The following is a 26563-nucleotide window of genomic DNA, read 5'->3' as shown; positions in this document are numbered from 1 at the left end:
CCTACGTTTTTTGCAACGTGACCTTGTTTGTCCGACGTGATTTCCCGAATGGCACTACCCGCCTGTAGGAGCGGATTCATCCGCGATGCGCCGCGCTGGCGGCACTCGGTCCCGAGAACACCGCACTCCTGCACTCAAAAGTCCACCTCAACCCCGAATCCTTGCGCCAAATCCCTCAAACCCGTTATCGTCCACCGTCGCGATAAATTCATCCGATGATTGGACGTAATGCATGTCCCCCCTGATCAAACGCTCCCTGGTGGAGCAAGCCGTCGACCAGCTCCGCGATCGCATCGCCAAGGGCACCTGGTCGGTAGGCCAGCGCCTGCCCACCGAACCCGAGCTGGCCAGCGACCTCGGTATCAGCCGCAATACCGTCCGCGAAGCCATGCGCGTCCTGGCCTTCAGCGGCCTGGTGGAGATCCGCCAGGGCGACGGCAGCTACCTGCGCACGGCCCTGGACCCGCTGCAGGCCGTCCAGGCCATGTCCAACTGCACCCTGGAGCATGCCCGCGAGACCCGGCACATTCTCGAAGCCGAAGCCATCGCCCTGGCCGCCCTGCGTCGCAGTGACCAGGACCTGCGCGAGCTGCGCCAGGCCCTGCAGCACAGCGCAGGCCATTTTCACGGCGATCTGGACACCTACGTCGCCTGCGACCTGGTGTTCCATCAACGCCTGGTCGACGCCGCCCACAACCCGGCACTCAGCGAGCTGTACCGCTATTTCTCCGGTGTGGTGGCTGCAACCCTGCAGCACAACATGGGTGACGTCCCCCGCAGCCAGGCCGTGCTCGACCTGCACTGGGACATCCTCGACGCCATCGAGCAACGCGATCCGCAACGGGCCAAGCGCCTGAGCCGGACCCTCATCGAATCCTGACAGGAAGATGGTCATGCAACAGACCCGGAACACCCACTCCCGCGAAGCGGAACTCGACGAGTTGCTGATCGACGCCGAAGCCGATGACGAGCAGGTCCAACTGCAGCCGCCAGCGGTACATCGCCCCTGGCTGCTGTTGCTTGGGCTGGTGTTGGTGGCGCTGAACCTGCGCCCGGCGCTGTCGAGCATGGCGCCGGTGCTTGGCCAGGTCGCCGAAGGGCTGGGGCTCAATGCCTCCCAGGCCGGCTTGCTGACGACATTGCCGGTGCTGTGCCTGGGGCTGTTCGCGCCGCTGGCGCCAATCCTTGCGCGCCGATTCGGTAGCGAGCGGGTGATCTTCGGCATTCTCCTCACCCTGGCACTGGGCATCCTCGTGCGCAGCACGCTCGGGGTGACCGGCGTCTTCCTCGGCAGCCTGATGGCGGGGGCGAGCATCGGCATCATCGGTGTCTTGCTGCCGGGCATCGTCAAACGCGATTTTCCCCGGCATGCGGGCACCCTGACGGGGGTCTACACCATGGCCTTGTGCCTGGGGGCGGCGATGGCCGCGGGGGCGACCGTGCCCCTGGCGCAGCACTTTGACGGCAGTTGGGCCATGGGCCTGGGCGTCTGGATGTTGCCCGCGCTGCTGGCGATGCTGATGTGGATGCCCCAGGCCCGACAGGGCCATGGCCTGCACAAGGTGGCCTATCGCGTGCGCGGCCTGTGGCGCGATCCGCTGGCCTGGCAGGTGACCCTGTACATGGGGCTGCAATCGTCGCTGGCCTATATCGTGTTCGGCTGGTTGCCGTCGATCCTGATTGGGCGCGGCTTGAGCCCTACCGAAGCCGGGCTGGTGCTGTCCGGCTCGGTGATCGTGCAACTGGCGAGCTCCTTGAGTGCGCCCTGGCTGGCAACCCGTGGCCGGGATCAGCGCCTGGCCATCGTGGTGGTGATGCTGGTGACCCTCGCGGGGTTGTTCGGCTGCCTGTACGCGCCCATCGAAGGGCTGTGGGGCTGGGCGGTGGTACTTGGGCTGGGGCAGGGCGGTACCTTCGCCCTGGCGCTGACCTTGATCGTGCTGCGCGCGAAGGACGCCCATGTGGCTGCCAACCTGTCGAGCATGGCTCAAGGGGTGGGGTACACCTTGGCGTCGATGGGGCCGTTTGCCGTGGGGCTGGTGCATGATTTCACGGGAGGCTGGAGTGCCGTGGGGTGGATCTTCGCGGTGCTGGGGGCGGGGGCAATCGTATTCGGGCTTGGTGCCGGGCGGGCGCTGCATGTCGGGGCCGTCAGCGAGAAACTCTGAAGCAGGCTTGCCCACCATTCATGGCGCAAATGGAGATGGCGCCATGGCTGGACAGGGATTATCGTGCGATTTTCGACCAGCACGGACCGGCCCATGAGCGACGCCAACAGCGCCCTGATCACCCGTTTCTACCAGGCCTTCCAGCGCCTGGACGCCGAGGCCATGGTGGCCTGCTACAGCGACGATATTGTCTTCAGCGACCCGGTCTTCGGCACCCTGCGTGGCCCGGACGCAGGTGACATGTGGCGCATGCTCACCTCCCGCGCCAAGGACTTCACCCTGACCTTCGACAATGTGCGCAGCGACGGCGCGCATTGGGTCGCGACCTATCTGTTCAGCCAGACCGGCCGTGTGGTGGTCAACGACATCCAGGCGCGCTTCGTAATCCGCGACGGGCTGATCTGCCAGCATGACGACAGTTTCGACCTGTGGCGCTGGGCGCGTCAGGCACTGGGTATGCCCGGCATGCTGCTGGGCTGGACACCGATGTTGCAGAACAAGGTGCGCCAGCAGGCGTTCAAAGGCTTGCGTGCATTCCAGCAGGCCCGTTGAGCGGGTAAGCTGGCGGCCATCTTCAGTTGTATCGAATCGAGCCGTGAGCGAGACACCCATCCCCCCCGAGTTCAAGCCCTGGTACGTGTACCTGGTGCGGGCCGCCAATGGCTCGCTGTACTGCGGTGTCAGTGACGATCCGCAGCGGCGTTTCATCAAGCATCAGAAGGGGCAGGGGGCGCGGTACTTCAAGACCAGCCCGGCGCAGGCGCTGGTGTACGTGGAGCAGTGGCCGGACAAGGGCGAGGCCTTGCGCCAGGAGCGGCTGGTGAAGAAGCTGCGCAAATCGGCGAAGGAGGCGTTGGTCGCCTCGTTCGCTGGTGCGCAGGAGACCGTGTAGGAGCCAGCCTCGCTGGCGAACGAGGCCAACGCCGATGGCAAGGCTGCGCCTTGCATTCGCTGTAGGAGTGGCTTCAGCCACGATGCAGGCGACGCGGTGGATGGCACCGGCGTCGCCGGTGTTCGCGGCTAAAGCCGCTCCTACAGGTGTAATCAGTCTTTTCGCCGTTTCAACTGGTCGATCAGCTGGGTAGGCAGGCCCTTGATCACCAGCGTGCCGGCCTCCTCGTCATACTCCACCTTCGAGCCCAGCAAATGCGCTTCGAAGCTGATCGACAGGCCCTCGGCGCGCCCGGTGAAACGGCGGAACTGGTTGAGGGTGCGTTTGTCCGCCGGGATCTCCGGCGACAGCCCGTAGTCGCTGTTGCGGATGTGGTCGAAGAACGCCTCGGGGCGGTCCTCGTCGATCAGGCTGGACAGCTCCTCGAGCGTCACCGGCTCGCCCCGCTTGGTCTGGGTGGTGGCGTAGTCGACAAGGGTCTGGGTCTTCTCCCGGGCGGACTCTTCCGGCAGGTCTTCTTTTTCGACGAAGTCGCTGAACGCCTTGAGCAGGGTGCGGGTCTCGCCCGGCCCGTCGACACCTTCCTGGCAGCCGATAAAGTCGCGGAAGTAATCCGAGACCTTCTTGCCATTCTTGCCCTTGATGAACGAGATGTACTGCTTCGAGTTCTGGTTGTTCTTCCACTCGGACAGGTTGACCCGTGCCGCCAGGTGCAACTGGCCGAGGTCGAGGTGGCGCGATGGGGTGACGTCGAGCTCGGCGTTCACCGCCACGCCTTCACTGTGGTGCAGCAGGGCGATGGCCAGGTACTCGGTCATGCCTTGCTGGTAGTGGGCGAACAGCACATGACCACCCGTGGAGAGGTTGGATTCCTCCATCAGCTTCTGCAGGTGCTCGACGGCGACGCGGCTGAAGGTGGCGAAGTCCTTTTCCTCGTCCAGGTACTGCTTGAGCCAGCCACTGAACGGGTAGGCGCCGGATTCGCCGTGGAACAAGCCCCAGGCTTTGCCTTGTTTGGCGTTGTAGCTGTCGTTGAGGTCGGCCAGGAGGTTTTCGATGGCGTCGGACGCTGCCAGTTCGCTGTCGCGCGCATGGAGCACGGCGGGGCTGCCATCGGGCTTCTTGTCGATCAGGTGAACGATGCAATGACGGATTGGCATGGAAATCTCGGTGGTGTGGGCGGAGGAAGCCGCGCTGCAAAAGTCGCTCAGTTTACCTCAGGGCAGGGGTGATGCAGTGGCCAGATGTTGGCGGAAATGCCGGTTGTTCGTTTTTTGTTCATTTTTTTGCGATTTTTCCGAAAACCCCCGAAAAACCTGCACAAAATCAATGTCGATAGCGGATATTTATCGATTCCTGTGGTAGCTTTGCGCGGTCTTGCGCCCCTTGTGTGGCGCATTGCTGGCAGCACGTTTGCGGGGTGTCGAACCAAACGCCGATTTGCGCATCTACATACGCGATCGACGCGGCCTCTGGATTGTCCCGGGCTGGCCCGACCACCGACCAAGCACGCTGCACAACCACTGAATTTGATAGGGAAGGAACATCAACATGGCACTGACCAAAGACCAACTGATTGCCGATATCGCCGAATCCATCGACGCGCCGAAAACCACCGCGCGCGCTGCCCTGGAGCAACTGGGCCAGATCGTCGCCGACCAACTGGAAAACGGCGCTGAAATCACCCTGCCAGGCATCGGCAAGCTGAAAGTCACCGAGCGTCCTGCCCGTACCGGCCGCAACCCTTCGACTGGCGCCGCCATCGAAATCGCTGCCAAGAAAGTCGTCAAGTTCGTTCCAGCCAAAGTGCTGACCGACTCGATCAACAAGTAATTGTTGATGCGTTGACGAAACCGCGCCCGGCTTGCCCGGGCGCGGTTTTTTCATGCCTGTGATTTACGCCGGGCATGCCATGCCTGGCGGGCCGTGTCGTCGTGGAAGCTCCAGGCGACCATTCGGCTCTGTTTCTGGCCCTGGCCCATCTCGACGATGCGCAGGGCTTTCACGCCGGCCTTCTTCAAGGCTGCCTCTATGCCCGGCAGGTTGCTGGCCTTCGATACCAGGCTGGTGAACCACAGCACCTGTTCGGCGTACTGCTGGCTTTCGCCGACCAATTGGCTGACGAAGCGGATTTCGCCACCTTCGCACCACAGCTCGTTGTTCTGCCCGCCAAAATTCAGCACCGGCAGCTTGCGCTTGGGGTCCTGCTTGCCGAGGTTCTTCCACTTGCGCTGGCTGCCGCGGGTGGCTTCTTCGCGCGAGGCGTGGAAGGGCGGATTGCACAAGGTCACGTCGAAGCGCTCGTCCGCCTGCAGGAGCCCGGCAAGGATGTGCTTGGGCTGGGGTTGCTGACGCAGGCCGATGGCCTTGTCGAGCTTGTTGGCCTGGACGATGGCCTTGGCCGAGGCCAGGGCGGTGGTGTCGATGTCCGAGCCGAGGAAACGCCAGCGGTAGTCGCTGTGGCCCAGCAGGGGGTAGATGCAGTTGGCGCCGACACCGATGTCCAGGGCACGCACCTGGGCGCCGCGAGGCACCTCGGCGGCGTTGTCCTCGGCCAGCAGGTCGGCCAGCACGTGGATGTAGTCGGCGCGGCCGGGGATCGGCGGGCACAGGTAGTCCGCCGGGATGTCCCAGTGCTGGATGCCGTACTGGGCCTTGAGCAGGGCACGGTTGAACACCCGCACGGCTTCGGGGTTGGCGAAGTCGATGCTGGGCTTGCCGTAGGGGTTGGTGATGGTGAAGCGGGCCAGGTCCGGGTGCGCCTTGATCAGCGCGGGGAAGTCGTAGCGGCCCTGGTGGCGGTTGCGTGGGTGCAGGGTGGGTTTGTCGGTCATGGTCGATCCGGTGTTGCTTTGTTGGCCACGGGACCGCTTTGCGGCCCTTTCGCGGCACAAGGCCGCTCCTACAGGAAAGCGCAGGCATGTGAGCCATGCAATTCCCTGTAGGAGCGGCCTTGTGCCGCGAACGAGGGCGAAGCCCTCGCCGGTCAGTCAGCGATGTAAATGATTACAGCGCAGCGATCCGTGCATGCTGCTCGGTGAAGTTGGCCAGGGCCTGCTCCGACTCGGCCAGCTTGGCACGTTCCTTCTCGATCACCGCAGGCGGGGCCTTGTCGACGAAGGCGGCGTTCGACAGCTTGCCGCCGACGCGCTGGACTTCGCCCTGCAGGCGCTGGATCTCTTTGCTCAGGCGCGCCAGTTCCGCGTCCTTGTCGATCAGGCCGGCCATCGGTACCAGCACCTGCAGATCACCCACCAGCGCGGTGGCCGACAGCGGCGCTTCGTCCTGTTCGCCCAGCACGGTGAACGACTCGACCTTGGCCAGTTTCTTCAGCAGGGCTTCGTTTTCCTGCAGGCGACGCTGGTCGTCGGCGTTGGCGTTCTTCAGGAACAGCGGCAGCGGCTTGCCCGGGCCGATGTTCATCTCGGCGCGGATGTTGCGCAGGCCGACCATCAGCTCCTTGAGCCACTCGATGTCGCCTTCGGCGGCGGCGTCGATGCGGCTTTCGTTCGCTTCAGGCCACGGCTGCAGCATGATGGTCTTGCCTTCGATGCCGGCCAGCGGCGCGATGCGCTGCCAGATCTCTTCGGTGATGAACGGCATGAACGGGTGGGCCAGGCGCAGGGCGACTTCCAGCACGCGCACCAAGGTGCGGCGGGTGCCACGGGCGCGCTCGACCGGGGCGTTCTCGTCCCACAGCACGGGCTTGGACAGTTCCAGGTACCAGTCGCAGTACTGGTTCCAGATGAACTCGTACAGCGCCTGGCTGGCCAGGTCGAAGCGGAACTGCTCGAGCTGGCGGGTCACTTCGGCTTCGGTGCGCTGCAGCTGCGAGATGATCCAGCGGTCGGCCAGCGACAGCTCGTAGGCCTCGCCGTTCTGGCCGCAGTCCTCGCCCTTGTCCAGCACGTAGCGGGCGGCGTTCCAGATCTTGTTGCAGAAGTTGCGGTAGCCTTCGACGCGGCCCATGTCGAACTTGATGTCGCGGCCGGTGGAGGCCAGCGAGCAGAAGGTGAAGCGCAGGGCGTCGGTGCCGTAGCTGGCGATGCCTTCCGGGAACTCAGCCTTGGTCTGCTTGGCGATTTTCTCGGCCAGCTTCGGTTGCATCATGCCGCTGGTGCGTTTTTCCAGCAGGGCGTCGAGGGTGATGCCGTCGACGATGTCCAGCGGGTCGAGGACGTTGCCCTTCGACTTGGACATCTTCTGACCTTGGCCGTCGCGCACCAGGCCGTGCACGTAGACGGTCTTGAACGGTACCTGCGGGGTGCCGTCCTCGTTCTTGATCAGGTGCATCGTCAGCATGATCATCCGGGCGACCCAGAAGAAGATGATGTCGAAGCCGGTGACCAGCACGTCGGTGGAGTGGAACTTCTTCAGGAACTCGGTCTGTTCCGGCCAGCCGAGGGTGGAGAAGGTCCACAGGCCCGAGCTGAACCAGGTGTCGAGCACGTCGTCGTCCTGGCGCAGTTTCACCTCGGCGCCCAGGTTGTGCTTGGCGCGCACTTCGGCCTCGTCGCGGCCGACATAGACCTGGCCGGCCTCGTCGTACCAGGCCGGGATGCGGTGGCCCCACCACAGCTGGCGGCTGATGCACCAGTCCTGGATGTCGCGCATCCAGGAGAAGTACATGTTCTCGTACTGTTTCGGCACGAACTGGATGCGGCCGTCTTCCACGGCGGCGATGGCCGGTTCGGCCAGCGGCTTGGTGGAGACGTACCACTGGTCGGTCAGCCAAGGTTCGATGACGGTGCCGGAACGGTCGCCTTTCGGGACTTTCAGGGCGTGGTCGTCGATGCTGACCAGCAAGCCTTGCGCGTCCAGGTCGGCGACCATCTGCTTGCGCGCGACGAAGCGGTCGAGGCCGGCGTACTGGGCTGGCAGCGATGTGTCGATACCTTCGTTGACGCTGCCGTCGAGGTTGAACGCCTGCACGGCGGCCAGCACGGTGGCGTTCTTGTCGAAGATATTGAGCAGCGGCAGGTTGTGGCGCTTGCCGACTTCATAGTCGTTGAAGTCGTGGGCCGGGGTGATCTTCACGCAGCCGGTGCCGAACTCGGGGTCGCAGTAGTCGTCGGCGACGATCGGGATGCGACGGCCGACCAGCGGCAGTTCGACGAACTTGCCGATCAGTGCCTGGTAGCGCTCGTCGGTCGGGTTGACCGCGACGGCGACGTCACCCAGCAGGGTTTCCGGACGGGTGGTGGCGACCACCAGGTGGTCCTTGCCTTCGGCGGTCTTGGCGCCGTCGGCCAGCGGGTAGCGCAGGTTCCACAAGTGGCCCTTCTCGTCGTGGTTTTCCACTTCGAGGTCGGAAATCGCCGTGTGCAGCTTGGTGTCCCAGTTGACCAGGCGCTTGCCGCGGTAGATCAGGCCGTCTTCGTGCAGGCGCACGAAGGCTTCCTTGACCGCTTCGGACAGGCCGTCGTCCATGGTGAAGCGCTCGCGGCTCCAGTCCACCGACGAGCCCAGGCGGCGGATCTGGCGGCTGATGTTGCCACCGGACTGATCCTTCCACTCCCAGACCTTTTCCAGGAACTTGTCGCGGCCCAGGTCATGGCGGTTCTGGCCTTTCGCCTCGAGCTGGCGTTCCACCAGCATCTGGGTGGCGATGCCGGCGTGGTCGGTGCCCGGCTGCCACAGGGTGTCGCGACCCTGCATGCGGCGGAAGCGGATCAGCGCGTCCATGATCGCGTTGTTGAAACCGTGACCCATGTGCAGGCTGCCGGTCACGTTCGGCGGCGGGATCATGATGGTGTACGAGTCGCCAGCACCTTGTGGGGCGAAATAGTTCTCGGACTCCCAGGTGTTGTACCAGGAAGTTTCGATGGCGTGCGGCTGGTAGGTCTTATCCATGCGCGGCGGGACCCTTAGGCATTAATTCGGGAAAGCCGGGAAGTATAACCAACGTAGAGGCCGCAGGCGACAGGGGAGGGAGTGAGCGATTTCGCCAGCAAGGCTGGCTCCTACAAGGGATCGTGCGTAGGAGCCAGCCTTGTTGGCGAACGGGATCACTCGGAACGCTTGAGCAAGCGCTCCAGCCGTGCATCAAGGCGGCGCTTGATCTCGGTCTCGATGTGCGGGGTGAAGTCGTTGATCACGTCCTGCATGATCAGTTGCGCGGCGGCGCGCAGTTCGCTGTCCAGGTGCAGCAGGGTGTCCTGGCGGCGGGCCTGGGCATCTTCCTCGGGCGCTGGCGCCGGCGCGGCCTCGACGACCGGCGGCGCGGTAGCGGCGGGCTCGTCGAGCAACAAGGGAATCTGCTCCACCGTCTCGGTCAAGAGCGGCGGTTGCAGGTTGGCGTCTCCCAGCAGCTCGCGGATCGATTCGAGATCGTCGAGCAGGTGGGCGGAATGGGTGAGGCTGGTCAGCTGCTTGTCCATCGTCGTCAAAGTCGCTGTAAGCGGTGGTCTTGCAGAGCATAGCCCTGTTCGCGGTAGAAACGGAATCGCTCGCGTGCGGCCAGGCGGATGGCCGGTTCCTCGACGACGATCTCGGCGACCCGTTCGAACTGGCCGACGAACCCGGGGACGTGGCCGCCCAGGTTGATCAGCAGGTCGCGGTGCTCACCGGCGTCGTTGCCGAGCCCAAGGGCCACGCTGGCATCCTGGTGCGCTTCGGCGTGGTCATGGGGGATGAAGGCTTCGCCCTTGAACCGCCACAGGCGTTCATCCAGTTCGAGGCGCTGGGCCTCGTCCTGGCAGTGCAGGTAGACCCGGTGCCCCAGGCGCCAGGCCTTCTCGCAGAGTTTGCAGGCAAAATCCAGCCGCGCCGACAGCGAGTCGGTGGGCAGGATGTAGAAATCGACTTGGCTCATGGTTCGGTCTGCCGGCCGGTGGCGCCAGGGCGCCACCGGCGTGGGCATCAGGCGCCAGCGCGATCCAGCAGGTACTGAGTCAGCAGCGGGACGGGGCGGCCCGAGGCGCCCTTGTCCTTGCCACCACTGATCCACGCGGTGCCGGCGATGTCCAGGTGGGCCCAGTTGTACGCCTTGGCGAAGCGCGACAGGAAGCAGCCGGCGGTGATGGTGCCGGCTTTCGGGCCACCGATGTTGGCGATGTCGGCGAACGGGCTGTCCAGTTGCTCCTGGTACTCATCGAACAGCGGCAGTTGCCAGGCGCGGTCGTCGGCGCGCTTGCCGGCGTCCAGCAGTTGGCCGACCAGCTCGTCGTTGTTGCCCATCAGGCCGGAGGTGTGGCTGCCCAGGGCGACGATGCAGGCGCCGGTCAGGGTGGCGATGTCGATCACCGCCTGTGGCTTGAAGCGCTCGGCATAGGTGAGAGTGTCGCACAGCACCAGGCGGCCTTCGGCGTCGGTGTTGAGGATCTCGACGGTCTGCCCGCTCATGGTGGTGACGATATCGCCCGGGCGGGTGGCGCCGCCGCTCGGCATGTTCTCGGCGCAGGCCAGCAGGCACACCAGGTTGATCGGCAGCTGCAGCTCGAGCACGGCGCGCAGGGTGCCGAACACGCTGGCGGCGCCGCACATGTCGTACTTCATCTCGTCCATGCCGGCGCCCGGCTTGAGGCTGATGCCGCCGGTGTCGAAGGTGATGCCCTTGCCCACCAGCACGAACGGCTTCTCGCTCTTCTTGCCGCCCTGGTAGTTGAGCACGATCAGGCGTGGCGGCTGGTCGCTGCCCTGGCCCACGGCGTAGAACGCGCCCATGCCCAGTTCCTTGATCTTCTTCTCGTCCAGCACGTCGACCTTGAGGCCTTTGTGCGCCTTGCCCAGGCCCTTGGCCTGTTCAGCCAGGAAGCTCGGGTGGCAGACATTCGGCGGCAGGTTGCCCAGGTCGCGGGTGAAGGCCATGCCGGTGGCGATGGCACTGGCGTGCTTCACGGCACGTTCGGCTTCGGCCAGGCCAGCCTTTTCAGCCAGCAGGGTGATCTTCTTCAGGGCGCGCGGTTCTGCTTTCTGGCTCTTGTAGCGGTCGAACACGTAGTCGCTGTCGAGCAGGGTTTCGGCCAGCAGGCGGAACTTGCCATAGTGGCCGTCACGGCCGGTCACGGCGATGTCGTCCAGGGCCAGCACCGCGTCGCTGCCGCCCAGGCCCTTGAGCACGCCGGCAACGCTGGCGGCCAGCTTGCGCCAGGCGCGGTCACCGAGAGCCTCGTCCTTGCCGCTGCCCACCAGCAGCACGCGCTCGGCTTTCAGGCCTGGCACGCTGTGCAGCAGCAGGGTCTGGCCCGGCTTGCCGGCCAGGTCGCCACGCTTGAGCACGGCGCTGATGGCGCCCTCGCTGGCCAGGTCGACGGCCTTTGCAGTGGCGCCGAGCTTGCGCCCTTCACCGACCGGTACAACCAGTGTCGCGGTCTTGACGGATACAGCGGCTACGCTTTTTACAACCAATTCCATGTCTGGGGTCCCCGAATGATCTGTCAGTGGGCGCTGTCTTTTGCAGGCGCTCGGAAAACGCCGCCGGCGGCCAATGCCGGCCAGCGGAAAAGCTGCCAGTTTGAGCCTGCCGCGACCTCGATGACAACCCCGTCATGCGGCGTCATGCGCGGCCAAGTGACAGGCGCCATCAATCACAGGATAATGCGCGCACTTTACATGGAGGTTCGCCCCTGGCGAACCGGCATGGGTCTTGGCTGTCCGAATCGTTCGTTTGGCTTTCCGCCCCTGACAACCCAGGAGTGTCTGGTTTGATCGTCTTTCGTTATCTGTCCCGCGAGGTCCTGGTGACCTTGAGCGCCGTCAGCGCCGTGCTGCTGGTGATCATCATGAGCGGGCGCTTCATCAAATACCTGGCCCAGGCGGCCCAGGGCGTGCTCGACCCGGGCGTGCTGTTCATGATCATGGGCTTCCGCCTGCCGGGCTTCCTGCAGCTGATCCTGCCCCTGGGGCTGTTCCTCGGCATCCTGCTCGCCTATGGCCGGTTGTATCTCGAAAGCGAGATGACCGTGCTGTCGGCCACCGGCATGAGCCAGCAGCGCCTGCTGGCGATGACCCTGGCGCCGGCGGCGCTGGTCGCCCTGCTGGTGGCCTGGCTGAGCCTGAGCCTGGCGCCCCTGGGCGTGGCCCAGGTGCAGAAGATCATTGCCCAGCAGGATGCGCTCACCGAGTTCGACACCCTGGTGCCGGGCCGCTTCCAGACCCTGCGTGATGGCTCGCGGGTCACCTACACCGAGCAGCTGTCCGACGATCGCATCAACCTGGCCGGGGTGTTCATCTCCGAGAAGCGCTTCAACCAGGACAAAACCAAGGACCGTGCGCCGTCGGTGCTGGTCGCCGAGAAGGGCCACCAGGAAGTGCAAGCCGACGGCAACCGCTACCTGGTGCTGCAGAACGGCTACCGTTATGACGGCAACCCAGGCCAGGCCGACTACCGGGCGATCAAGTACGACACCTACGGCGTGCTGCTGCCCAAGCCGGAGGTCGCCGAAGAGGTGACCGAGCGCGAAGCGATCCCGACTTCCGACCTGTTCGGCAACCCGGGCGTGCGCGAACGCGCCGAGCTGCAGTGGCGCCTGTCGCTGCCACTGCTGGTGTTCGTCGTGACGCTGCTGGCGGTGCCGCTGTCCCGCGTCAACCCGCGCCAGGGCCGCTTCCTCAAGCTGCTGCCGGCGATTCTCCTGTACATGGCCTATCTGACGATGCTGATTTCCGTGCGTGGCGCCCTGGAGAAGGGCAAGCTGCCTATCTCGCTGGGTATCTGGTGGGTCCATGGCCTGTTCCTGCTCATCGGCCTGGGGCTGATGTACTGGGAGCCGCTGCGCCTCAAGCGCGCCGCTCGCCGTGCGGAGGTGGCCCGTGGTTAAACTGGACCGCTACATCGGCCAGAGCGTGCTGCTGGCCATTCTCGCCGTGCTGGGCATCATCCTCGGCCTGGCCTCGTTGTTCGCCTTCATCGACGAGATGAGCGACCTGAGCGACACCTACACGGTGATGGACGCCGGCAGCTATGTGCTGCTGACCGCGCCGCGCCGGCTCTACGACATGCTGCCCATGGCCGCGTTGATCGGCTGCCTGATCGGCCTGGGCAGCCTGGCCAGCAGCAGCGAGCTGACCATCATGCGCGCCGCCGGCGTTTCGATCGGCCGCATCGTCTGGGCGGTGATGAAGCCGATGCTGGTGCTGATGCTGGTTGGTGTTCTGATCGGCGAGTACGTCGCCCCGGTGACCGAGAACAAGGCCCAGGCCGACCGTTCGCTGGCCCAGGGCGGTGGCGAGGCGCAGAGCTCCAAGCGTGGCATGTGGCACCGCCAGGGCGAGGAGTTCGTGCACATCAACTCGGTGCAGCCCAACGGCCTGCTGCTGGGCGTGACCCGCTATCGCTTCGACGAGCAGCGCAAGATCCAGACCTCGAGCTTCGCGCGTCGGGCGCAGTACCAGGACGGCAAGTGGGTGCTGAACGATGTGGCCACCACGTACTTCCGTGGCGACCACACCGAAGTGATCAATGCGCCTGAAGAAGTCTGGGACGTGTCGGTGACCCCGGAGTTGCTCAATACCGTGGTGCTGGCACCGGAGTCGCTGTCGATCACCGGGCTGTGGGACTACATCCACTACCTGTCCGACCAGGGCCTGAACAACTCCCGTTACTGGCTGGCGTTCTGGACCAAGGTCCTGCAGCCGGCGGTGACCGCGGCGCTGGTGCTGATGGCGATCTCCTTCATTTTCGGCCCGCTGCGTTCGGTGACCCTCGGCCAGCGGGTGTTCACCGGTGTGCTGGTGGGCTTCGTGTTCCGCATCGCGGGTGATCTGCTGGGGCCATCGAGCCAGGTGTTCGGCTTCCCGCCGTTGCTGGCGGTGGTGATCCCGGCGGGCATCTGCGCGCTGGCCGGTTTGTGGTTGATGCGCCGGGCGGGCTGATCCGCCAAACAAGAAGCCGACCCCAGGGTCGGCTTTTTTTTGCCTGTAGGAGCCAGCCTTGCTGGCGAACCGGGGCTGGCCAGGGTTCGCCAGCAAGACTGGCTCCTACAGGGGATCTGTGCTGGCTACTTCTTGCGTTTGGGCAGGCGCACCAGCTGTGTTTCGGAATAGATGTCGTGCCAGCTGCGCTGGCGCTTGTCGATCAGCGTCCAGAAGAACCCCAGCCCGAGGCACAGCCAGGAAGCGATCGACACCACGAAGCGCAGCAGTGCCTGCCACAGGCTGATGGCGCTGCCGTCGGCGTTCTGTACGCGCATGCCCCACACCTGCATGCCCAGGGTCTGGCCGCCGTGGGTCCAGAACTTGGCGAAGAAGCCGAACAGGGCGAACAGCAGGATCGTCGACAGCAATGGGTCGCCATCCAGCGCGCCGGCCTCGGTCAGCTCACGCATGCGCGCCTCGCCGATGATCGCCATCTGGATCATTTTGTAGAGACCGGCAGTGACGATCAGCAAAGCGGTGCACAGCAGGAAGTCGTAGAACATGGCGGCCAGGCGCCGACCCAGGCCGACCGGTGGGAAATCACCCTGGGGGTTGAGCAGAGGCTTGGACATGCAGGGCGGCTCCAGATGGCAAAGGCCCATTCTATGGAATTGCGCGCACAAAAAAGCCCCTGTGGGTCAACACAGGGGCTTTTTTGTGGAAGTCAGATCACTGAGGAATGACTTCGTCGGCTTGCATGCCCTTTTGGCCTTGCACAGCAACGAAGGTCACTTTCTGGCCTTCTTTCAGGCTCTTGAAGCCGTTGCCTTGGATAGCGCGGAAGTGGACGAACAGATCCGGACCGCTTTCTGGGGTGATGAAGCCGTAACCTTTCTCGTCATTGAACCACTTGACGGTACCGTTCTGACGCTCAGCCATTGTCTTATTTCCTATGAAACTTGAATTTTGATGACAGTTTCTTTCACGCTTTTGTAAGTGAAAGATTACTGGGCTGGGTTGCAGGAAAGTAAGAGACGTCGAACGGGTTGTAGCGGATTGCGGCTACTGGCCCAGGTCACGAACTGTTGCGACCCATGCAAACACAGTGCAGTGACTCTACGCCAACTCCTGAGCGAAAAACAAGCCCTTCCGGCGGGTGAAAATCAGGCTTTTCCCGATAACCGAACGATTTATCGGAAACGGCGTGGCGCCTGGCCTGGCGCTATGTTCAGAAGTTATTGGGCAGGTTCGAAAACGAATATGTCGGACCTGCCCAAACCCCTCATTCAGCCACGGTAGTAACGCTGTGCCACGAAAGGCATTTTGCTGACTTTAAGGGCAACTTGCTTGCCACGGACGACGGCAAACAATGCCGTGTCGAGGGCCGCATGTTCGGTATCGACATAGCCCATCGCGACAGGGGCGCCGAGCGTCGGGCCGAAGCCGCCGCTGCACACTTCGCCGACCACCTTGCCCGCCGGGTCGACGATCTGCGCGCCCTCGCGCACAGGGGTGCGTTCCTGGGGCAGCAGGCCGACCCGTTTGCGCGCCACGCCAGCCTGCTGCTGGGCGAACACGGTGTCGGCGCCGGGGAAGCCGCCAGCGCGCGCGCCATCGGCGCGGCGCACCTTGGAGATGGCCCACAGCAGGCTGGCTTCGATGGGGGTGGTGGTGCTGTCCATGTCGTGGCCGTACAGGCACAGCCCGGCTTCCAGGCGCAGCGAGTCGCGGGCGCCCAGGCCGATCGGCTGCACTTCAGGCTCGGCCAGCAGGCGACGGGCCAGGGCTTCGGCGGCGGTGGCCGGCACCGAGATTTCGTAGCCGTCCTCGCCGGTGTAGCCCGAGCGGCTGACGAAGCAGGCGTTGCCCAGCAGGTTGACCGGGCGGAACTGCATGAAGGTCATGCCGGCCACTTCCGGCGCCAGGCGCTCCAGCACCTTGACCGCCGCCGGGCCTTGCAAGGCCAGCAGGGCGCGTTCTTCGAACAGCGGCTGGATCTCGCAGCGATCACCGATATGCTTGCGCAGGTGCGCCAGGTCCTGGTCCTTGCAGGCGGCGTTGACCACCAGGAACAGGGTGTCGTCACCCAGGTTGGCGACCATCAGGTCGTCGAGGATGCCGCCCTCGTCGTTGGTGAACATGGCATAGCGCTGCATGCCCACCGGCAGGTCGATGATATCGACCGGTACCAGCGATTCGAGGGCGCGGGCGGCGTCGCTGCCGCGCAGGATGATCTGGCCCATGTGCGAGACATCGAACAGGCCGGCCTGCTCGCGGGTATGCAGGTGTTCCTTGAGCACGCCCAGCGGGTACTGCACGGGCATGTCGTAGCCGGCGAACGGCACCATGCGCGCGCCCAGTTCCAGGTGCAGGGCGTGCAGCGGGGTCTTGTGCAGTGTTTCGGACATCGGTGACTCCTCGTTTTTTATTCGGGTCAACATTCGATGATGTTGACGGCCAGACCGCCGCGGGCGGTCTCCTTGTATTTGCTTTTCATGTCGGCGCCGGTCTGGCGCATGGTGCGGATGACCTTGTCGAGGGAGACGTAGTGCTGCCCGTCGCCGCGCAGGGCCATGCGCACCGCGTTGATCGCCTTCACCGAGCCCATGGCGTTGCGCTCGATGCAAGGCACCTGGACCAGCCCGCCGATGGGGTCGCAGGTCAGGCCCAGGTTGTGTTCCATGCCGATCTCGGCGGCGTTCTCCACTTGCTGCGGGGTGCCGCCCATCACTTCGCACAATGCGCCGGCGGCCATCGAGCAGGCCACGCCCACCTCACCCTGGCAGCCGACCTCGGCGCCGGAGATCGAGGCGTTTTCCTTGTAGAGGATGCCGATGGCGGCCGCGGTGAGCAGGAAGCGCACCACGCCGTCCTCGCTGGCGCCGGGGACGAAGCGCATGTAGTAGTGCAGCACCGCCGGGACGATGCCGGCCGCGCCGTTGGTCGGCGCGGTGACCACGCGGCCGCCGTAGGCGTTTTCCTCGTTCACCGCCAGGGCATAGAGGTTGACCCAGTCGAGCACCGACAGCGCATCGCGCAAGCTCGCCTCCGGATGACGGCTGAGCTGGCGATACAACGCCGGCGCCCGGCGCTTGACCTTGAGCCCGCCGGGCAGGATGCCCTCGTGGCGGCAACCGGCCTCGACGCAGTCCTGCATCACTTGCCAGATGCGCAGCAGGCCGGCGCGGGTCTCGGCTTCCGGGCGCCAGGCGGCTTCGTTGGCCAGCATCACCTGGCTGAACGACAGCTGCTGCGCGGTGCAATGGCCGAGCAGTTCCTTGCCGGTCTTGAACGGGTAGGGCAGCACGGTGCTGTCCTCGACGATGCGGTCATGGCCCGCCGCGTCCTCGTCGACCACGAAGCCGCCGCCCACCGAGTAGTACTCGCGGCTGCGGATCTGCAGCCCGGCCTGGTCGAAGGCGCGGAAGATCATGCCGTTGGGGTGGTAGGGCAGCGGCTTGCGGATCATCGCCAGGTGCTGCTTCTCGACGAAGACGATGTCGTGCTCGCCGAGCAGGCGCAGGTGGCCGCTGTCGCGGATCGCCTGCAGGCGTGCGGGGATGGATTCGGTGTCAACGGTATCGGGGTGTTCGCCTTCGAGGCCCAACAGCACAGCCTTGTCGCTGCCGTGGCCCTTGCCGGTGGCGCCCAGCGAGCCGTACAGCTCGGCCTTGACGCTGGCCGTGCTGGCCAGCAGGCCGTCGCGGCGCAGCCCTTCGGCGAAGCGCGCGGCGGCGCGCATCGGGCCGACCGTGTGCGAGCTGGAGGGGCCGATGCCGATCTTGAACAGGTCGAAGACGCTCAGGGACATGGTACTTCTCCTGAAGAATCTGGGACCGCTTTGCGGCCCTTTCGCGGCACAAGGCCGCTCCTACAGAGGCCAGCGCCGTCCTGTAGGAGCGGCCTTGTGCCGCGAAAGGGGCGCGGAGCGCCCCTGATGACGACACTCGCTATCAGACGTCCTGATAGCTTTCGATCGACGGGCAGGCGCAGACCAGGTTGCGGTCGCCATACACGTTGTCGACCCGGCCCACCGGTGGCCAATACTTGCCTTCCACCAGGCTTGCCAGCGGATAGACCGCCTGCTCGCGGCTGTAGCCATGGGTCCACTCGCCGGCCAGCTCCGCCGCGGTGTGCGGGGCGTTTTTCAGCGGGTTGTCGTCCTTGTCCAGGCTGCCATTCTCGACGGCGCGAATCTCTTCGCGGATCTGGATCATGGCGTCGCAGAAGCGGTCCAGTTCTTCTTTGGACTCGCTTTCGGTCGGTTCGATCATCAGCGTGCCCGCCACCGGGAAGGACATGGTCGGGGCGTGGAAGCCGAAGTCGATCAGGCGCTTGGCGACGTCGTCGACGCTGATGCCGCTGGTGTCCTTGAGCGGGCGCAGGTCGAGGATGCACTCATGCGCCACCAGGCCGTTGCCACCGGTGTACAGCACAGGATAGTGCTCTTCCAGGCGGCGGGCGATGTAGTTGGCGTTGAGGATCGCCATCTGCGAGGCACGCTTCAGGCCCGCGCCACCCATCATGCGAATGTACATCCAGGTGATCGGCAGGATGCTGGCGCTGCCGAACGGCGCGGCACAGACCGCGCCTTGGGTGTTCTCCAGTGCTGCGTGGCCGGGCAGGAACGGCGCCAGGTGTGCCTTGACGCCGATCGGGCCGACGCCCGGGCCGCCACCGCCGTGGGGGATGCAGAAGGTCTTGTGCAGGTTCAGGTGCGAGACGTCACCGCCGAACTTGCCTGGGGCGCACAGGCCGACCATGGCGTTCATGTTGGCGCCGTCGATGTACACCTGGCCGCCATTGTCGTGGATGATCGCGCAGATTTCGCCGATGGCTTCCTCGAACACGCCGTGGGTCGACGGGTAGGTGATCATGATTGCCGCCAGGCGCTCGCGGTGTTCGATGGCCTTGGCGCGCAGGTCGTCGATGTCGACGTTGCCGCGGGCGTCGCAGGCGGTGACCACCACGCGCATGCCGGCCATGTGCGCGGTGGCGGGGTTGGTGCCGTGGGCCGAGGACGGGATCAGGCAGATGTCGCGGTGGCTGTCGCCGCGGCTGCGGTGGTAGGCGCGGATCGCCAAGAGGCCGGCGTACTCGCCCTGGGAACCGGCGTTCGGTTGCAGCGACACGGCGTCATAGCCGGTGGCGGCGCAGAGCATGGCTTCCAGCTCGGTGGTCATCTGCAGGTAGCCCTGGCTCTGCTCGGCCGGGGCGAACGGGTGCAGGTTGCCGAACTCGGCCCAGGTCACCGGGATCATCTCGCTGGCGGCGTTGAGCTTCATGGTGCACGAGCCCAGCGGGATCATGCTGCGGTCCAGCGCCAGGTCTTTGTCGGCCAGGCGGCGCAGGTAGCGCATCAGCTCGGTTTCGCTGTGGTAGCGGTTGAACACCGGGTGTTCGAGGATGGCCGACTGGCGTAGCAGGGTGGCCGGCAGGCGCGCGGCGACGGTCGCGGCCAGGGCGGTGAAGTCCGGGGTGGCCTGGCCTTCGGCGAACAGCTGCCACAGGGCCTCGACATCGGCCTGGCTGCTGGTCTCGTCCAGCGACAGGCCCAGCTGGGCGGCGTCGACCTGGCGCAGGTTGATGCCCTTGGCGCGGGCCTTGTCGTGCAGGGCCGTGGTGGCGCTGCCGGTGGCCAGGGTCAGGGTGTCGAAGAAGTCGCCGGTGACCACTTTGATACCCAGCTTGGTCAGGCCGGTGGCGAGGATCGCGGTCAGCGCGTGGGTGCGTTCGGCGATGCGCTTGAGGCCGGCCGGGCCGTGGTACACGGCGTACATGCTGGCGATGTTGGCCAGCAGCACCTGGGCGGTGCAGATGTTGCTGGTGGCCTTCTCGCGGCGGATGTGCTGCTCGCGGGTCTGCATGGCCAGGCGCAGGGCGCTCTTGCCGAAGCGGTCGATCGACACACCGACCAGGCGGCCCGGCATGTCGCGCTTGAACGCATCGCGGGTGGCGAAGTAGGCCGCATGCGGGCCACCGAAGCCCAGCGGCACACCAAAGCGCTGGGCGCTGCCGATGGCCACGTCGGCGTCGAACTCGCCTGGCGGCGTGAGCAGGGTCAGGGCCAGCAGGTCGGCGGCCACCGCCACCAGGGCACCGGCGGCGTGGAAGCGCTGCACCACCTCGCGGTAGTCGAACACGTCGCCATTGCTGGCCGGGTATTGCAGCAGGGCGCCGAAGAAGGCGCCGACGTCGCCCAGTTCACGCTCGTCGCCCACCACCACTTCGATGCCCAGGGGTTCGGCGCGGGTGCGCAGCACGTCGAGGGTCTGCGGGTGGCAGTGCACGGAGGCGAAGAAGGCGTGGCTGGCCTTGTTCTTCGACAGGCGTTTGCAGAAGGTCATGGCTTCCGCGGCGGCGGTGGCTTCGTCGAGCAGCGAGGCGTTGGCGATCGGCAGGCCGGTGAGGTCGCTGATCAGGGTCTGGAAGTTCAGCAGCGCTTCCAGGCGGCCTTGGGAAATCTCGGGCTGGTACGGGGTGTAGGCGGTGTACCAGGCCGGGTTTTCCAGAAGGTTGCGCAAGATCGGCGCCGGGGTGTGGGTGTTGTAGTAACCCTGGCCGATGTAGCTCTTGAACAGCTGGTTCTTGCCGGCGATGGCTTTCAGCGCGGCGAGGGCGTCGGCCTCGCTCTGGCCGTCTTCGCTGCCGAGCACGCTGGTGCCCTTGATGCTGTCGGGGATGACGGCGGCGGTCATCGCTTCCAGCGAGTCGAAGCCCAGCGCGTTGAGCATGGCTTGCTCGTCAGCGGCGCGCGGGCCGATGTGACGGGCGATGAATTCGTTGGCGGTGCCGAGGTTGATGGTCATGGTGCGGTACCTCAGGCGTCGTCGTTGGCTTTGAGCAGGCGGTCGTAGGCTTCCTGGTCGAGCAGGGCGTCAACGTCGTTCATGTCGGCGGGGATGAAACGGAAGAACCAGCCTTCGCCCAGCGGGTCTTCGTTGACCAGCTCGGGGCTGTCGTTCAGGCCTTCGTTGACGGCGACCACTTCACCGGTCAATGGCATGTACACGCCGCTGGCAGCTTTTACCGATTCCACGGTGGAGGCTTCGGCGCCCTTGTCGTACTGCTGCAGTTCCGGCAGTTGCACATAGACCACGTCGCCGAGGGCGTTCTGGGCGTAGGCGGTGATGCCTACGGTGACGCTGCCGTCAGCTTCGACGCGCAGCCATTCGTGATCTTCGGTGAAACGCAACTCGCTCATGGGAATTCCTCGGGAAGCAGGGGCGTTGGGCGTGGTTGGGCCACGCTCTTAAGGTTGGAATTCCCTTAGCAATAATGCGGCCAGACTATAAATATCCTTGTAAATCAGATAGTTAAATTGATTTCTCGTTATACGATTCGTCTGCGTGGAATGAAATCGATACACATGGATAACGATTCGAAAGCGCTGGAGGATCAAACCCTTGCGTAGACGCACCTGAAACCTGTTGGAATGATTTTATTACGGTGGATCGAAATCGATACAGTCAAGCCACGTCGAACTCGATCCAGGTGCGGCGCTGGTCGTTGCCCTGCCCGACGCTGCCCACCCGAAGCGCCTTGATTGAACCGGACGGCGCCTGGAAGGGCGCTGTTCCTTGCAGAAGTTGCGCGTCATCGGCACGCACGACCCGCTGGTGACACTGGCTATCGAGGGCCGCCAGCAAGGAAGGGAACGGCATCCGGCCCCAGCGTACCGTGCCCGCGTCCTGGGCATTGGTGGGGATGAAGGCCGCCAGGTCCTCGCTGGTCATCAGTTCGAGCCCCTTGGCCTTGGCAGTCGCGTTCTCGCTGCCGTGGTGGCCCACTTTGTAGTAGACCGTGCGCTTCAGCAGGTCTGGGCCGGTCACGGTCGTCCCGTCGGGCATCTTCCAGGTTGCATCCTGCCAGCTCAGCCAGTTGCCGATCTGCGCGTCGGCGGCGAACAGCACCACGCGCCCGGTCGCCACGATCTCGAAGGCGAGGACCAGGCTGGTGTTGTTGATCTTGTTGTCGAGTTGCATCGCCAGTGTGCCCGCGCCGCCAAGCCAGTCGAGGTCGATCCGGCGCCAGGATTGGTCGGTTGCGCTTGTATCGACGGTGTTCGCGGACTTGCCTGTGTCGAGCAGGTCGGAGTGGTCGCTTGGACCGTAGTAGTGCGTATAGGCGAAACGGCCGATGGCGTCTGCCTTGAACGTCTTGCCTGGGCGCGTCAGTTCGCTCAGCGGGGTGCCCTGGCTGGCGTCGAAGGGCGCCGTCGGGTCGGTGAAGCCGGTGCCCGATGCCGCCGCGCGGAACGCATTCGAGAGCGATTCGGCGGTGCGCAGGCCTTGCAGGCTGTTGGCCATTGGGTAGCGCTCACCGACACGGTCGATGATGTCGAGGTAGTCGGCGTTTCGCGAGGGGGCCAGGACGTACACCCGGACCGCCGGTACGCCGGGCATGTCGAGGGGGGCGAGCGCGGGCTCCAGGTACTTGACGCCTGCCTTGCCCAGCTTGGCGGCGGCATCGCGCATGGCGCGTACCGTCTCACCCTGGGCGCCGAAGCTGAAGGCCAGGAGCTGGTCGAGGCCATCGCGAAACGCGCGGGTGCCTGCCGTGTTCACGCCATGCAACTGCCGGCTGGCGCCGGACAGCGCGCTCAGGGCCTGCTGCTTGAACCTGTCCAGTTGCCGGGCCTGGGGATCGCTGGGGGATTCGGTCCAGGCCATCCACACCTCGCCGACGCTGAAGCGCGAAAAGCGGTTCGAGGACTCGCGGAAGGCACTGATGTGGTCGGTATGTTCGTGGGTCAGCACCAGGATGTCGAGTTTGCCGCCGGTCTGCTGGTAGATGTCGTCGACGATGTCGTCGATGATCTGCGAGCCCCCCTTGATGGCGGTGTGGATCCCGCAATCGATCAGCATCCAGCAGGTGCCGCCATCGGCTTTGCCGAAGCGCAGCAGGTGGCAGTCGCCAATGCCCTGGCAGTAGTGGCGGATGGTGAAGCCTGGCTTTTCAGTGGGCATGGCCGAACTCCCCGTTGTGGGTGTGCAGAAGTGCGAACGGCTCGCTCGGGGTGTTCGCGAAATAGAGGGACTGCAACGCACCGAAGCCGCCGCCCAAGACACTCTGCCGCTGCCGGGCGAGGCGGCTCTCGCTGCCGCAGTTCTTGACGATGGCGTAGCGGATCTCGCAGTGGTTGCGGCGCGGGTCGATGATCAGCGTGACACCGCCGCGGAACCATATTTGTGGCCCCTGCGGGTCGTTCGGGTCCAGCGCGACACGCCGGCGTTGCATGACCGTTGCCACTACCTCGGTGAAAAAGCTGCCATCAGGGGCGACACGGCGCGCGGGGCGCACACTGGCAACCGAGAAGTTGGTTCGGCCGGGGCTCGCCTGCTCTGCGATCTCTCCGTCTTCCGTGTATTTCGGTACATCGGGAAGCAGGCCAAACGCCGGATACAGTTCAGGGTGGCGCTCGAGGAGCCTGGAGAGACGCTCCCACAAGGTCTTGCGGTTGGTCTCGTTGAGCCTGTGGATCGCCTCTCTATCGAGCTTGAGGTCCCAGCCGAAGTCGAGGTCCTTGACCAGCGCGCTCAGCCACTTCGGCTGCGTATCGGCCAGCGTGCCCCAGGCCAGGGACTCTTCCGAGACCGTGCGCACGTCCGCTGGTAGCAGGTTGCGCTTGCGGAACGCATCCATGAAGGCGACGCGGTAGTGGAACCGGTCGACGGCCACCAGATCGATATCGGCGGTGATCAATGCGCGCAGGTACTCGCCGAAGGTGATGTCGACGGCGGGGCAGTAGTCCAGGGCGCGAATGCACATCCGCAGCACGTGCCGGGCGGTCTTGCAGGTTTCTTCGGTCAGCCGCTCGACCAGGTCGGGGAGCAGGGCGCCCCTGGGCAGCAACCCGCTGCCGTTGGTGGCGATACGGACAAGATCCGCCGTGCGGCGGTCGACGATGCTGAGGAATGCCTCATAGACCGCCGAGACGAGGATCGAGCCCCGTGCGTGCACCTCCAATTCGTCGGGGTAGCAGGGCTTGTCGCCCTTGGCGAGGTAGTCGCGCAGTGGCCCGCCACGGTTGGTCCCTTCGCCGAACTGCTGGGCCAGGGAGCCCAGCAGTTTCGCCGCGTCCAGCCGGCCACGGGCCTGGCGCACCTGGAAACGCACCAGCTCGGGGATCGAGAAGTGCTGGAACAGCGCGACGATATCGGCGAAGGCCTCGTGAAAGGCCGGCACGTCCGGGTTCGAGGCGTCCTGGAAGCTGCGGTGCAAGCCGTCGAGCAGGGCGTGGGACATTTCGTGGGCGATGATGTCGCTGGACAGGCAGGCAAACACCATGCTGCCGCCAGGAGTGGCGCCGTCCGCCGTGGCGGTGGACTGGAAGTAGCCGAACAGCAGCGCCACCTTGTCGGGGCTGTAGTAGGCGTTCTCGGTGCGCAGTGCGTGGGGGTAGATCCGCAGCCTGCGCACGCTGTGGTGCTCGTAGTGCGGCTGGCCTTGCCCGCCGGTGCCCGCGACCTTGCGTGAAGCCCAGAGCACGCGCCGGCCCAGGGCCTCCTCGAAGTTCCTGATGGTCTTCATCGCCACCGCGTAGACCATCTGCTGGTGGAAGGCCGGGTTGCCTTCGGAGGGTGGCCAGCCATCCTGGGCCAGCAGCTTCGGCTCGTTCAGGTCCACCGGGTCGTAGAGGCGGTCGGAGGCGGGGTCGATGTCGACGATTTCGAGGTACTCGCCCACCGGTCCGGGTTCGAGTTTCTCCCATGGGACGTTGATGACGGTCTCGTTGATCTCGACGGAGTCCAGCTGCTTGGCGATGGACGGGTCAAGCGCATAGACGCGCAGGCGCCGTGGCGGGGTGGGGAGTTGCTTGGTCTTGCGTGCGATTCGCGGACCCTCGGCTACCGTGACGGGGCCCGTGGCTGGGGTGCCTTGGCTCCGGCCCAGATGCTTTTCGAGGAAGGTTTTCAAGGGCGCTGAGGGATTGCCGGAATCGAGTGCTGCCTCGAGGTAGCGATTGAGCAAGGCCGCTGGCACATCCGAGCCGCTTTCGCTATCGGGTAGCGCCTGGTCCACTGCGCGATGGCGCTGCGCCATTTGCGTCAATTCGAGCGCTAGCATCTGCTCGACCGCTGACGCCTGGTCCGGGGCGAGCGAGACGCCGCCAGCGCCGGTGATCAGGTTGAGCCAGCTCCAGCTGGGCTCTGCCGGTGAGGTTTTCACGAGCACGCCCTCAGCCGGTGGAGCAATGCCCAGTGCCGCGTTCGCCTGCAGCACGCCCCGTCCGATCTTCTCGAGGGTTTCTTCCGCGTCCATGGCGCCGGTGGTGGCCAAGGCCGACCCGAACAGGGCCGCGCGCGTTGCCTCGACGCGCATCCAGGGCTCTGGGTACCTGGCAAGTTCCGCTTGATGGCTGGCCATCCACAATGCGGCGGCGGCTGCCAGCTGCGGCGTGGCCGAGGAGGTGCCTGCGCCGTCCATGCTGACCAGGTTGCCGCAGCCGAACTCGGCCCAGGGCACGTTGGGGGTGAAGGCGCCCATCGCCGTCTGCATCTTCGACGCCGGCCCATAATTGCCTTGCATGGTGCCCGGGCTGAGGCCGGCGTAGGCGCGCCCGTTGGCCATCACCCCGCAGGCCGCGAGCACGCGCTTGAAGCGGGCGGGGAACACGATCGAGCCGGGTGTCGGGGCCCAGGCGTAGTTGTTGCCCGCCGCGGTGACCATGAACACGCCGTGCTCGTAGGCCAGGTTGACCGCATCGGCGAGGGCGCGGGAGGACAGGCCGCCCATGCTCATCGACAGGATGTGCACCTTCTGTTGCACCGCATACTGGAAGCCCTGGACCATGCTGCCGGTCGAGAAGCGCACGACCCAGTCGGCGATGCGAATGGGAATGACGGTGGCGTGTGGCGCGCCGCCGACGAAGCCGGAAAAGCCCTGCGCGATGGCTGGGTTGTTGATTTCGTTGCCGGCCAGGAGGCTCAGCGTGGCATGGCCATGGCCCTGGTTGCGGACCGCCGTCCAGCCGTCCGGTGTGCGATCGGTGGCGTCGTTGGGGTGATCACTGTCGCGGAAATTCCGTTGGTTCTGCTTGTCGAGGTGCAGGGGCAGGGAGGCGTGGTTCGGGTCGTAGCCGGTGTCCAGGTGCGCGATCCTGATGGCCTGCTGCTGGTCCCTGGCGACCTTGCTCCGTGCAGCGCCCAGCTGCGAGAAGCGGTCTTCAAGGTGCCATTGGTTGTCATCCTTTACCACGGCCTTCTGGCCTGACTTGTCCTGGGGGTGAAAGGTACACGCCGCCGCGGCCAGCGCGGCCGCTGGTGCTGGCGACTCGGTAAACCAGGCTTGCTCGATGTCCGGTTCGACAAACTCGATCTGCGTGCTGCCGGTGGCGGCAAAACCTGCCCCGTGGGCCAGCATGGCATGGGCGGCGTCCCAGGGGTTGCTGGTGAACGGCAAGGGGGCACGGTACCAGGTCGAGCCCTGCGCGCGCGCCACGCCGGCGATACCTGGTTGAGCGGGGATCGTCAGGATCGCTTCCATGTCCGTCGCGCCGACCGCGGCGGCCAGCCCCTGCCTGTGTCCGTCGCTCAAGTTCCCCCGAATCTTGACCAGCAGCGCCTGTGCCATGGTGTCCCTCCCTGTTCGCGGCAAATCTCCCTGCGCAGGTTGATGGCAGGGTGCCTTCAGCGTAGCCGGTCCTGGTCAGAGCGCCGTCGCGTCCTTTGTAGGAACGGCTTCAGCCGCGATGCAGGCACCA

The 26563-nt window shown here is 65.2% G+C and carries 21 protein-coding genes; 7 read left to right on the top strand and 14 right to left on the bottom strand.

Annotation, left to right across the window (positions count from 1 at the left end; translation table 11 throughout):
* The first annotated feature begins 232 nt into the window (after window positions 1–232).
* The 4 genes from P5705_RS02545 to P5705_RS02530 all read left to right on the top strand — a co-directional run bounded on the left by P5705_RS02545 (window position 233) and on the right by P5705_RS02530 (window position 3060).
* A complete protein-coding gene (locus P5705_RS02545) occupies window positions 233–880 on the top strand; it encodes a FadR/GntR family transcriptional regulator (RefSeq protein ID WP_277459438.1) in 648 nt (215 codons plus the stop codon).
* Between the two features lie 7 nt (window positions 881–887).
* On the top strand, window positions 888–2168 hold the full coding sequence (locus tag P5705_RS02540) for a CynX/NimT family MFS transporter (RefSeq protein WP_431196915.1): 1281 nt from the start codon (window positions 888–890) through the stop codon (window positions 2166–2168).
* 93 nt (window positions 2169–2261) lie between these two features.
* The gene (locus P5705_RS02535) at window positions 2262–2720 is read left to right on the top strand and encodes a nuclear transport factor 2 family protein (RefSeq protein ID WP_277459436.1); all 459 of its coding nucleotides are present in this window, start codon (window positions 2262–2264) and stop codon (window positions 2718–2720) included.
* A 43-nt stretch (window positions 2721–2763) separates the two neighbouring features.
* A complete protein-coding gene (locus P5705_RS02530) occupies window positions 2764–3060 on the top strand; it encodes a GIY-YIG nuclease family protein (RefSeq protein WP_277459435.1) in 297 nt (98 codons plus the stop codon).
* 152 nt (window positions 3061–3212) lie between these two features.
* Here P5705_RS02530 and yejK read toward each other — a convergent pair whose 3' ends face one another.
* Complete coding sequence (gene yejK, locus P5705_RS02525) at window positions 3213–4220, bottom strand: nucleoid-associated protein YejK (protein WP_277459434.1); 1008 nt, start codon at window positions 4218–4220, stop codon at window positions 3213–3215.
* Between the two features lie 391 nt (window positions 4221–4611).
* Between yejK and P5705_RS02520 the strand changes: the two genes are divergently transcribed.
* Complete coding sequence (locus tag P5705_RS02520) at window positions 4612–4893, top strand: HU family DNA-binding protein (protein WP_134691715.1); 282 nt, start codon at window positions 4612–4614, stop codon at window positions 4891–4893.
* A gap of 50 nt (window positions 4894–4943) precedes the next feature.
* Here the strand turns inward: P5705_RS02520 and rlmF are convergent, their stop codons facing one another.
* The 5 genes from rlmF to P5705_RS02495 all read right to left on the bottom strand — a co-directional run bounded on the left by rlmF (window position 4944) and on the right by P5705_RS02495 (window position 11415).
* Window positions 4944–5894: a 23S rRNA (adenine(1618)-N(6))-methyltransferase RlmF gene (gene rlmF, locus P5705_RS02515; protein WP_277459433.1), complete on the bottom strand. Its 951-nt coding sequence runs from the start codon at window positions 5892–5894 to the stop codon at window positions 4944–4946.
* 172 nt (window positions 5895–6066) lie between these two features.
* Entirely contained in the window at window positions 6067–8913 is a 2847-nt protein-coding gene (locus P5705_RS02510; RefSeq protein ID WP_277459432.1) for a valine--tRNA ligase, read from the bottom strand.
* Between the two features lie 155 nt (window positions 8914–9068).
* Window positions 9069–9440, bottom strand: coding sequence for a DNA polymerase III subunit chi (locus tag P5705_RS02505; protein ID WP_240065505.1), 372 nt, complete (start codon window positions 9438–9440; stop codon window positions 9069–9071).
* A gap of 5 nt (window positions 9441–9445) precedes the next feature.
* Window positions 9446–9874: a DNA polymerase III subunit chi gene (locus P5705_RS02500; RefSeq protein WP_277459430.1), complete on the bottom strand. Its 429-nt coding sequence runs from the start codon at window positions 9872–9874 to the stop codon at window positions 9446–9448.
* 47 nt (window positions 9875–9921) lie between these two features.
* A complete protein-coding gene (locus tag P5705_RS02495) occupies window positions 9922–11415 on the bottom strand; it encodes a leucyl aminopeptidase (RefSeq protein WP_277459429.1) in 1494 nt (497 codons plus the stop codon).
* A 290-nt stretch (window positions 11416–11705) separates the two neighbouring features.
* Here P5705_RS02495 and lptF point away from each other — a divergent pair, with 290 nt between their 5' ends.
* Both lptF and lptG read left to right on the top strand, forming a co-directional pair.
* Complete coding sequence (gene lptF, locus P5705_RS02490) at window positions 11706–12821, top strand: LPS export ABC transporter permease LptF (protein ID WP_240065508.1); 1116 nt, start codon at window positions 11706–11708, stop codon at window positions 12819–12821.
* The gene (gene lptG, locus P5705_RS02485) at window positions 12814–13875 is read left to right on the top strand and encodes an LPS export ABC transporter permease LptG (protein ID WP_248917285.1); all 1062 of its coding nucleotides are present in this window, start codon (window positions 12814–12816) and stop codon (window positions 13873–13875) included. Before lptF ends, lptG begins: the two co-directional genes overlap by 8 nt.
* A gap of 125 nt (window positions 13876–14000) precedes the next feature.
* On the opposite strand, the gene P5705_RS02480 is transcribed toward lptG, so the two are convergent.
* From P5705_RS02480 to P5705_RS02445, 8 genes are all read right to left on the bottom strand, one after another.
* The gene (locus tag P5705_RS02480) at window positions 14001–14489 is read right to left on the bottom strand and encodes an RDD family protein (RefSeq protein WP_277459428.1); all 489 of its coding nucleotides are present in this window, start codon (window positions 14487–14489) and stop codon (window positions 14001–14003) included.
* Between the two features lie 97 nt (window positions 14490–14586).
* Entirely contained in the window at window positions 14587–14796 is a 210-nt protein-coding gene (locus P5705_RS02475) for a cold-shock protein (RefSeq protein ID WP_011535493.1), read from the bottom strand.
* 347 nt (window positions 14797–15143) lie between these two features.
* Complete coding sequence (gene gcvT, locus P5705_RS02470) at window positions 15144–16265, bottom strand: glycine cleavage system aminomethyltransferase GcvT (RefSeq protein ID WP_277459427.1); 1122 nt, start codon at window positions 16263–16265, stop codon at window positions 15144–15146.
* A gap of 26 nt (window positions 16266–16291) precedes the next feature.
* Complete coding sequence (locus tag P5705_RS02465) at window positions 16292–17668, bottom strand: L-serine ammonia-lyase (protein WP_277459426.1); 1377 nt, start codon at window positions 17666–17668, stop codon at window positions 16292–16294.
* A gap of 142 nt (window positions 17669–17810) precedes the next feature.
* On the bottom strand, window positions 17811–20666 hold the full coding sequence (gene gcvP, locus P5705_RS02460; protein ID WP_277459425.1) for an aminomethyl-transferring glycine dehydrogenase: 2856 nt from the start codon (window positions 20664–20666) through the stop codon (window positions 17811–17813).
* Between the two features lie 11 nt (window positions 20667–20677).
* A complete protein-coding gene (gcvH, locus tag P5705_RS02455; protein ID WP_277459424.1) occupies window positions 20678–21061 on the bottom strand; it encodes a glycine cleavage system protein GcvH in 384 nt (127 codons plus the stop codon).
* Between the two features lie 265 nt (window positions 21062–21326).
* Window positions 21327–22826, bottom strand: coding sequence for an MBL fold metallo-hydrolase (locus P5705_RS02450; RefSeq protein ID WP_277459423.1), 1500 nt, complete (start codon window positions 22824–22826; stop codon window positions 21327–21329).
* Window positions 22816–26397 (bottom strand): S8 family serine peptidase, encoded by a 3582-nt coding sequence (locus P5705_RS02445; protein WP_277459421.1) that lies wholly within the window; start codon window positions 26395–26397, stop codon window positions 22816–22818. The genes P5705_RS02450 and P5705_RS02445 overlap by 11 nt, the downstream gene beginning before the upstream one ends.
* Window positions 26398–26563 lie beyond the last annotated feature (166 nt).

Origin of the sequence: Pseudomonas entomophila, from assembly GCF_029478665.1 — a bacterium.
Taxonomy (GTDB): Bacteria; Pseudomonadota; Gammaproteobacteria; order Pseudomonadales; family Pseudomonadaceae; genus Aquipseudomonas; species Aquipseudomonas entomophila_F.
The sequence above is the reverse complement of the archived record's forward strand: the minus strand, read 5'-3'. Positions and strand labels throughout refer to the sequence as shown.

Excerpts from the sequence above, each read along its gene's own strand:
- P5705_RS02475 (WP_011535493.1), bottom strand. The coding sequence starts at position 14,796 with ATGGCTGAGCGTCAGAACGGTACCGTCAAGTGGTTCAATGACGAGAAA.
- gcvH (WP_277459424.1), bottom strand. The coding sequence starts at position 21,061 with ATGAGCGAGTTGCGTTTCACCGAAGATCACGAATGGCTGCGCGTCGAA.
- P5705_RS02535 (WP_277459436.1), top strand. The coding sequence starts at position 2,262 with ATGAGCGACGCCAACAGCGCCCTGATCACCCGTTTCTACCAGGCCTTC.
- P5705_RS02540 (WP_431196915.1), top strand. The coding sequence starts at position 888 with ATGGTCATGCAACAGACCCGGAACACCCACTCCCGCGAAGCGGAACTC.
- gcvP (WP_277459425.1), bottom strand. The coding sequence starts at position 20,666 with ATGACCATCAACCTCGGCACCGCCAACGAATTCATCGCCCGTCACATC.
- P5705_RS02510 (WP_277459432.1), bottom strand. The coding sequence starts at position 8,913 with ATGGATAAGACCTACCAGCCGCACGCCATCGAAACTTCCTGGTACAAC.
- P5705_RS02465 (WP_277459426.1), bottom strand. The coding sequence starts at position 17,668 with ATGTCCCTGAGCGTCTTCGACCTGTTCAAGATCGGCATCGGCCCCTCC.
- rlmF (WP_277459433.1), bottom strand. The coding sequence starts at position 5,894 with ATGACCGACAAACCCACCCTGCACCCACGCAACCGCCACCAGGGCCGC.
- P5705_RS02480 (WP_277459428.1), bottom strand. The coding sequence starts at position 14,489 with ATGTCCAAGCCTCTGCTCAACCCCCAGGGTGATTTCCCACCGGTCGGC.
- P5705_RS02545 (WP_277459438.1), top strand. The coding sequence starts at position 233 with ATGTCCCCCCTGATCAAACGCTCCCTGGTGGAGCAAGCCGTCGACCAG.
- P5705_RS02505 (WP_240065505.1), bottom strand. The coding sequence starts at position 9,440 with ATGGACAAGCAGCTGACCAGCCTCACCCATTCCGCCCACCTGCTCGAC.
- gcvT (WP_277459427.1), bottom strand. The coding sequence starts at position 16,265 with ATGTCCGAAACACTGCACAAGACCCCGCTGCACGCCCTGCACCTGGAA.
- P5705_RS02520 (WP_134691715.1), top strand. The coding sequence starts at position 4,612 with ATGGCACTGACCAAAGACCAACTGATTGCCGATATCGCCGAATCCATC.
- P5705_RS02450 (WP_277459423.1), bottom strand. The coding sequence starts at position 22,826 with ATGCCCACTGAAAAGCCAGGCTTCACCATCCGCCACTACTGCCAGGGC.
- yejK (WP_277459434.1), bottom strand. The coding sequence starts at position 4,220 with ATGCCAATCCGTCATTGCATCGTTCACCTGATCGACAAGAAGCCCGAT.
- P5705_RS02495 (WP_277459429.1), bottom strand. The coding sequence starts at position 11,415 with ATGGAATTGGTTGTAAAAAGCGTAGCCGCTGTATCCGTCAAGACCGCG.
- P5705_RS02500 (WP_277459430.1), bottom strand. The coding sequence starts at position 9,874 with ATGAGCCAAGTCGATTTCTACATCCTGCCCACCGACTCGCTGTCGGCG.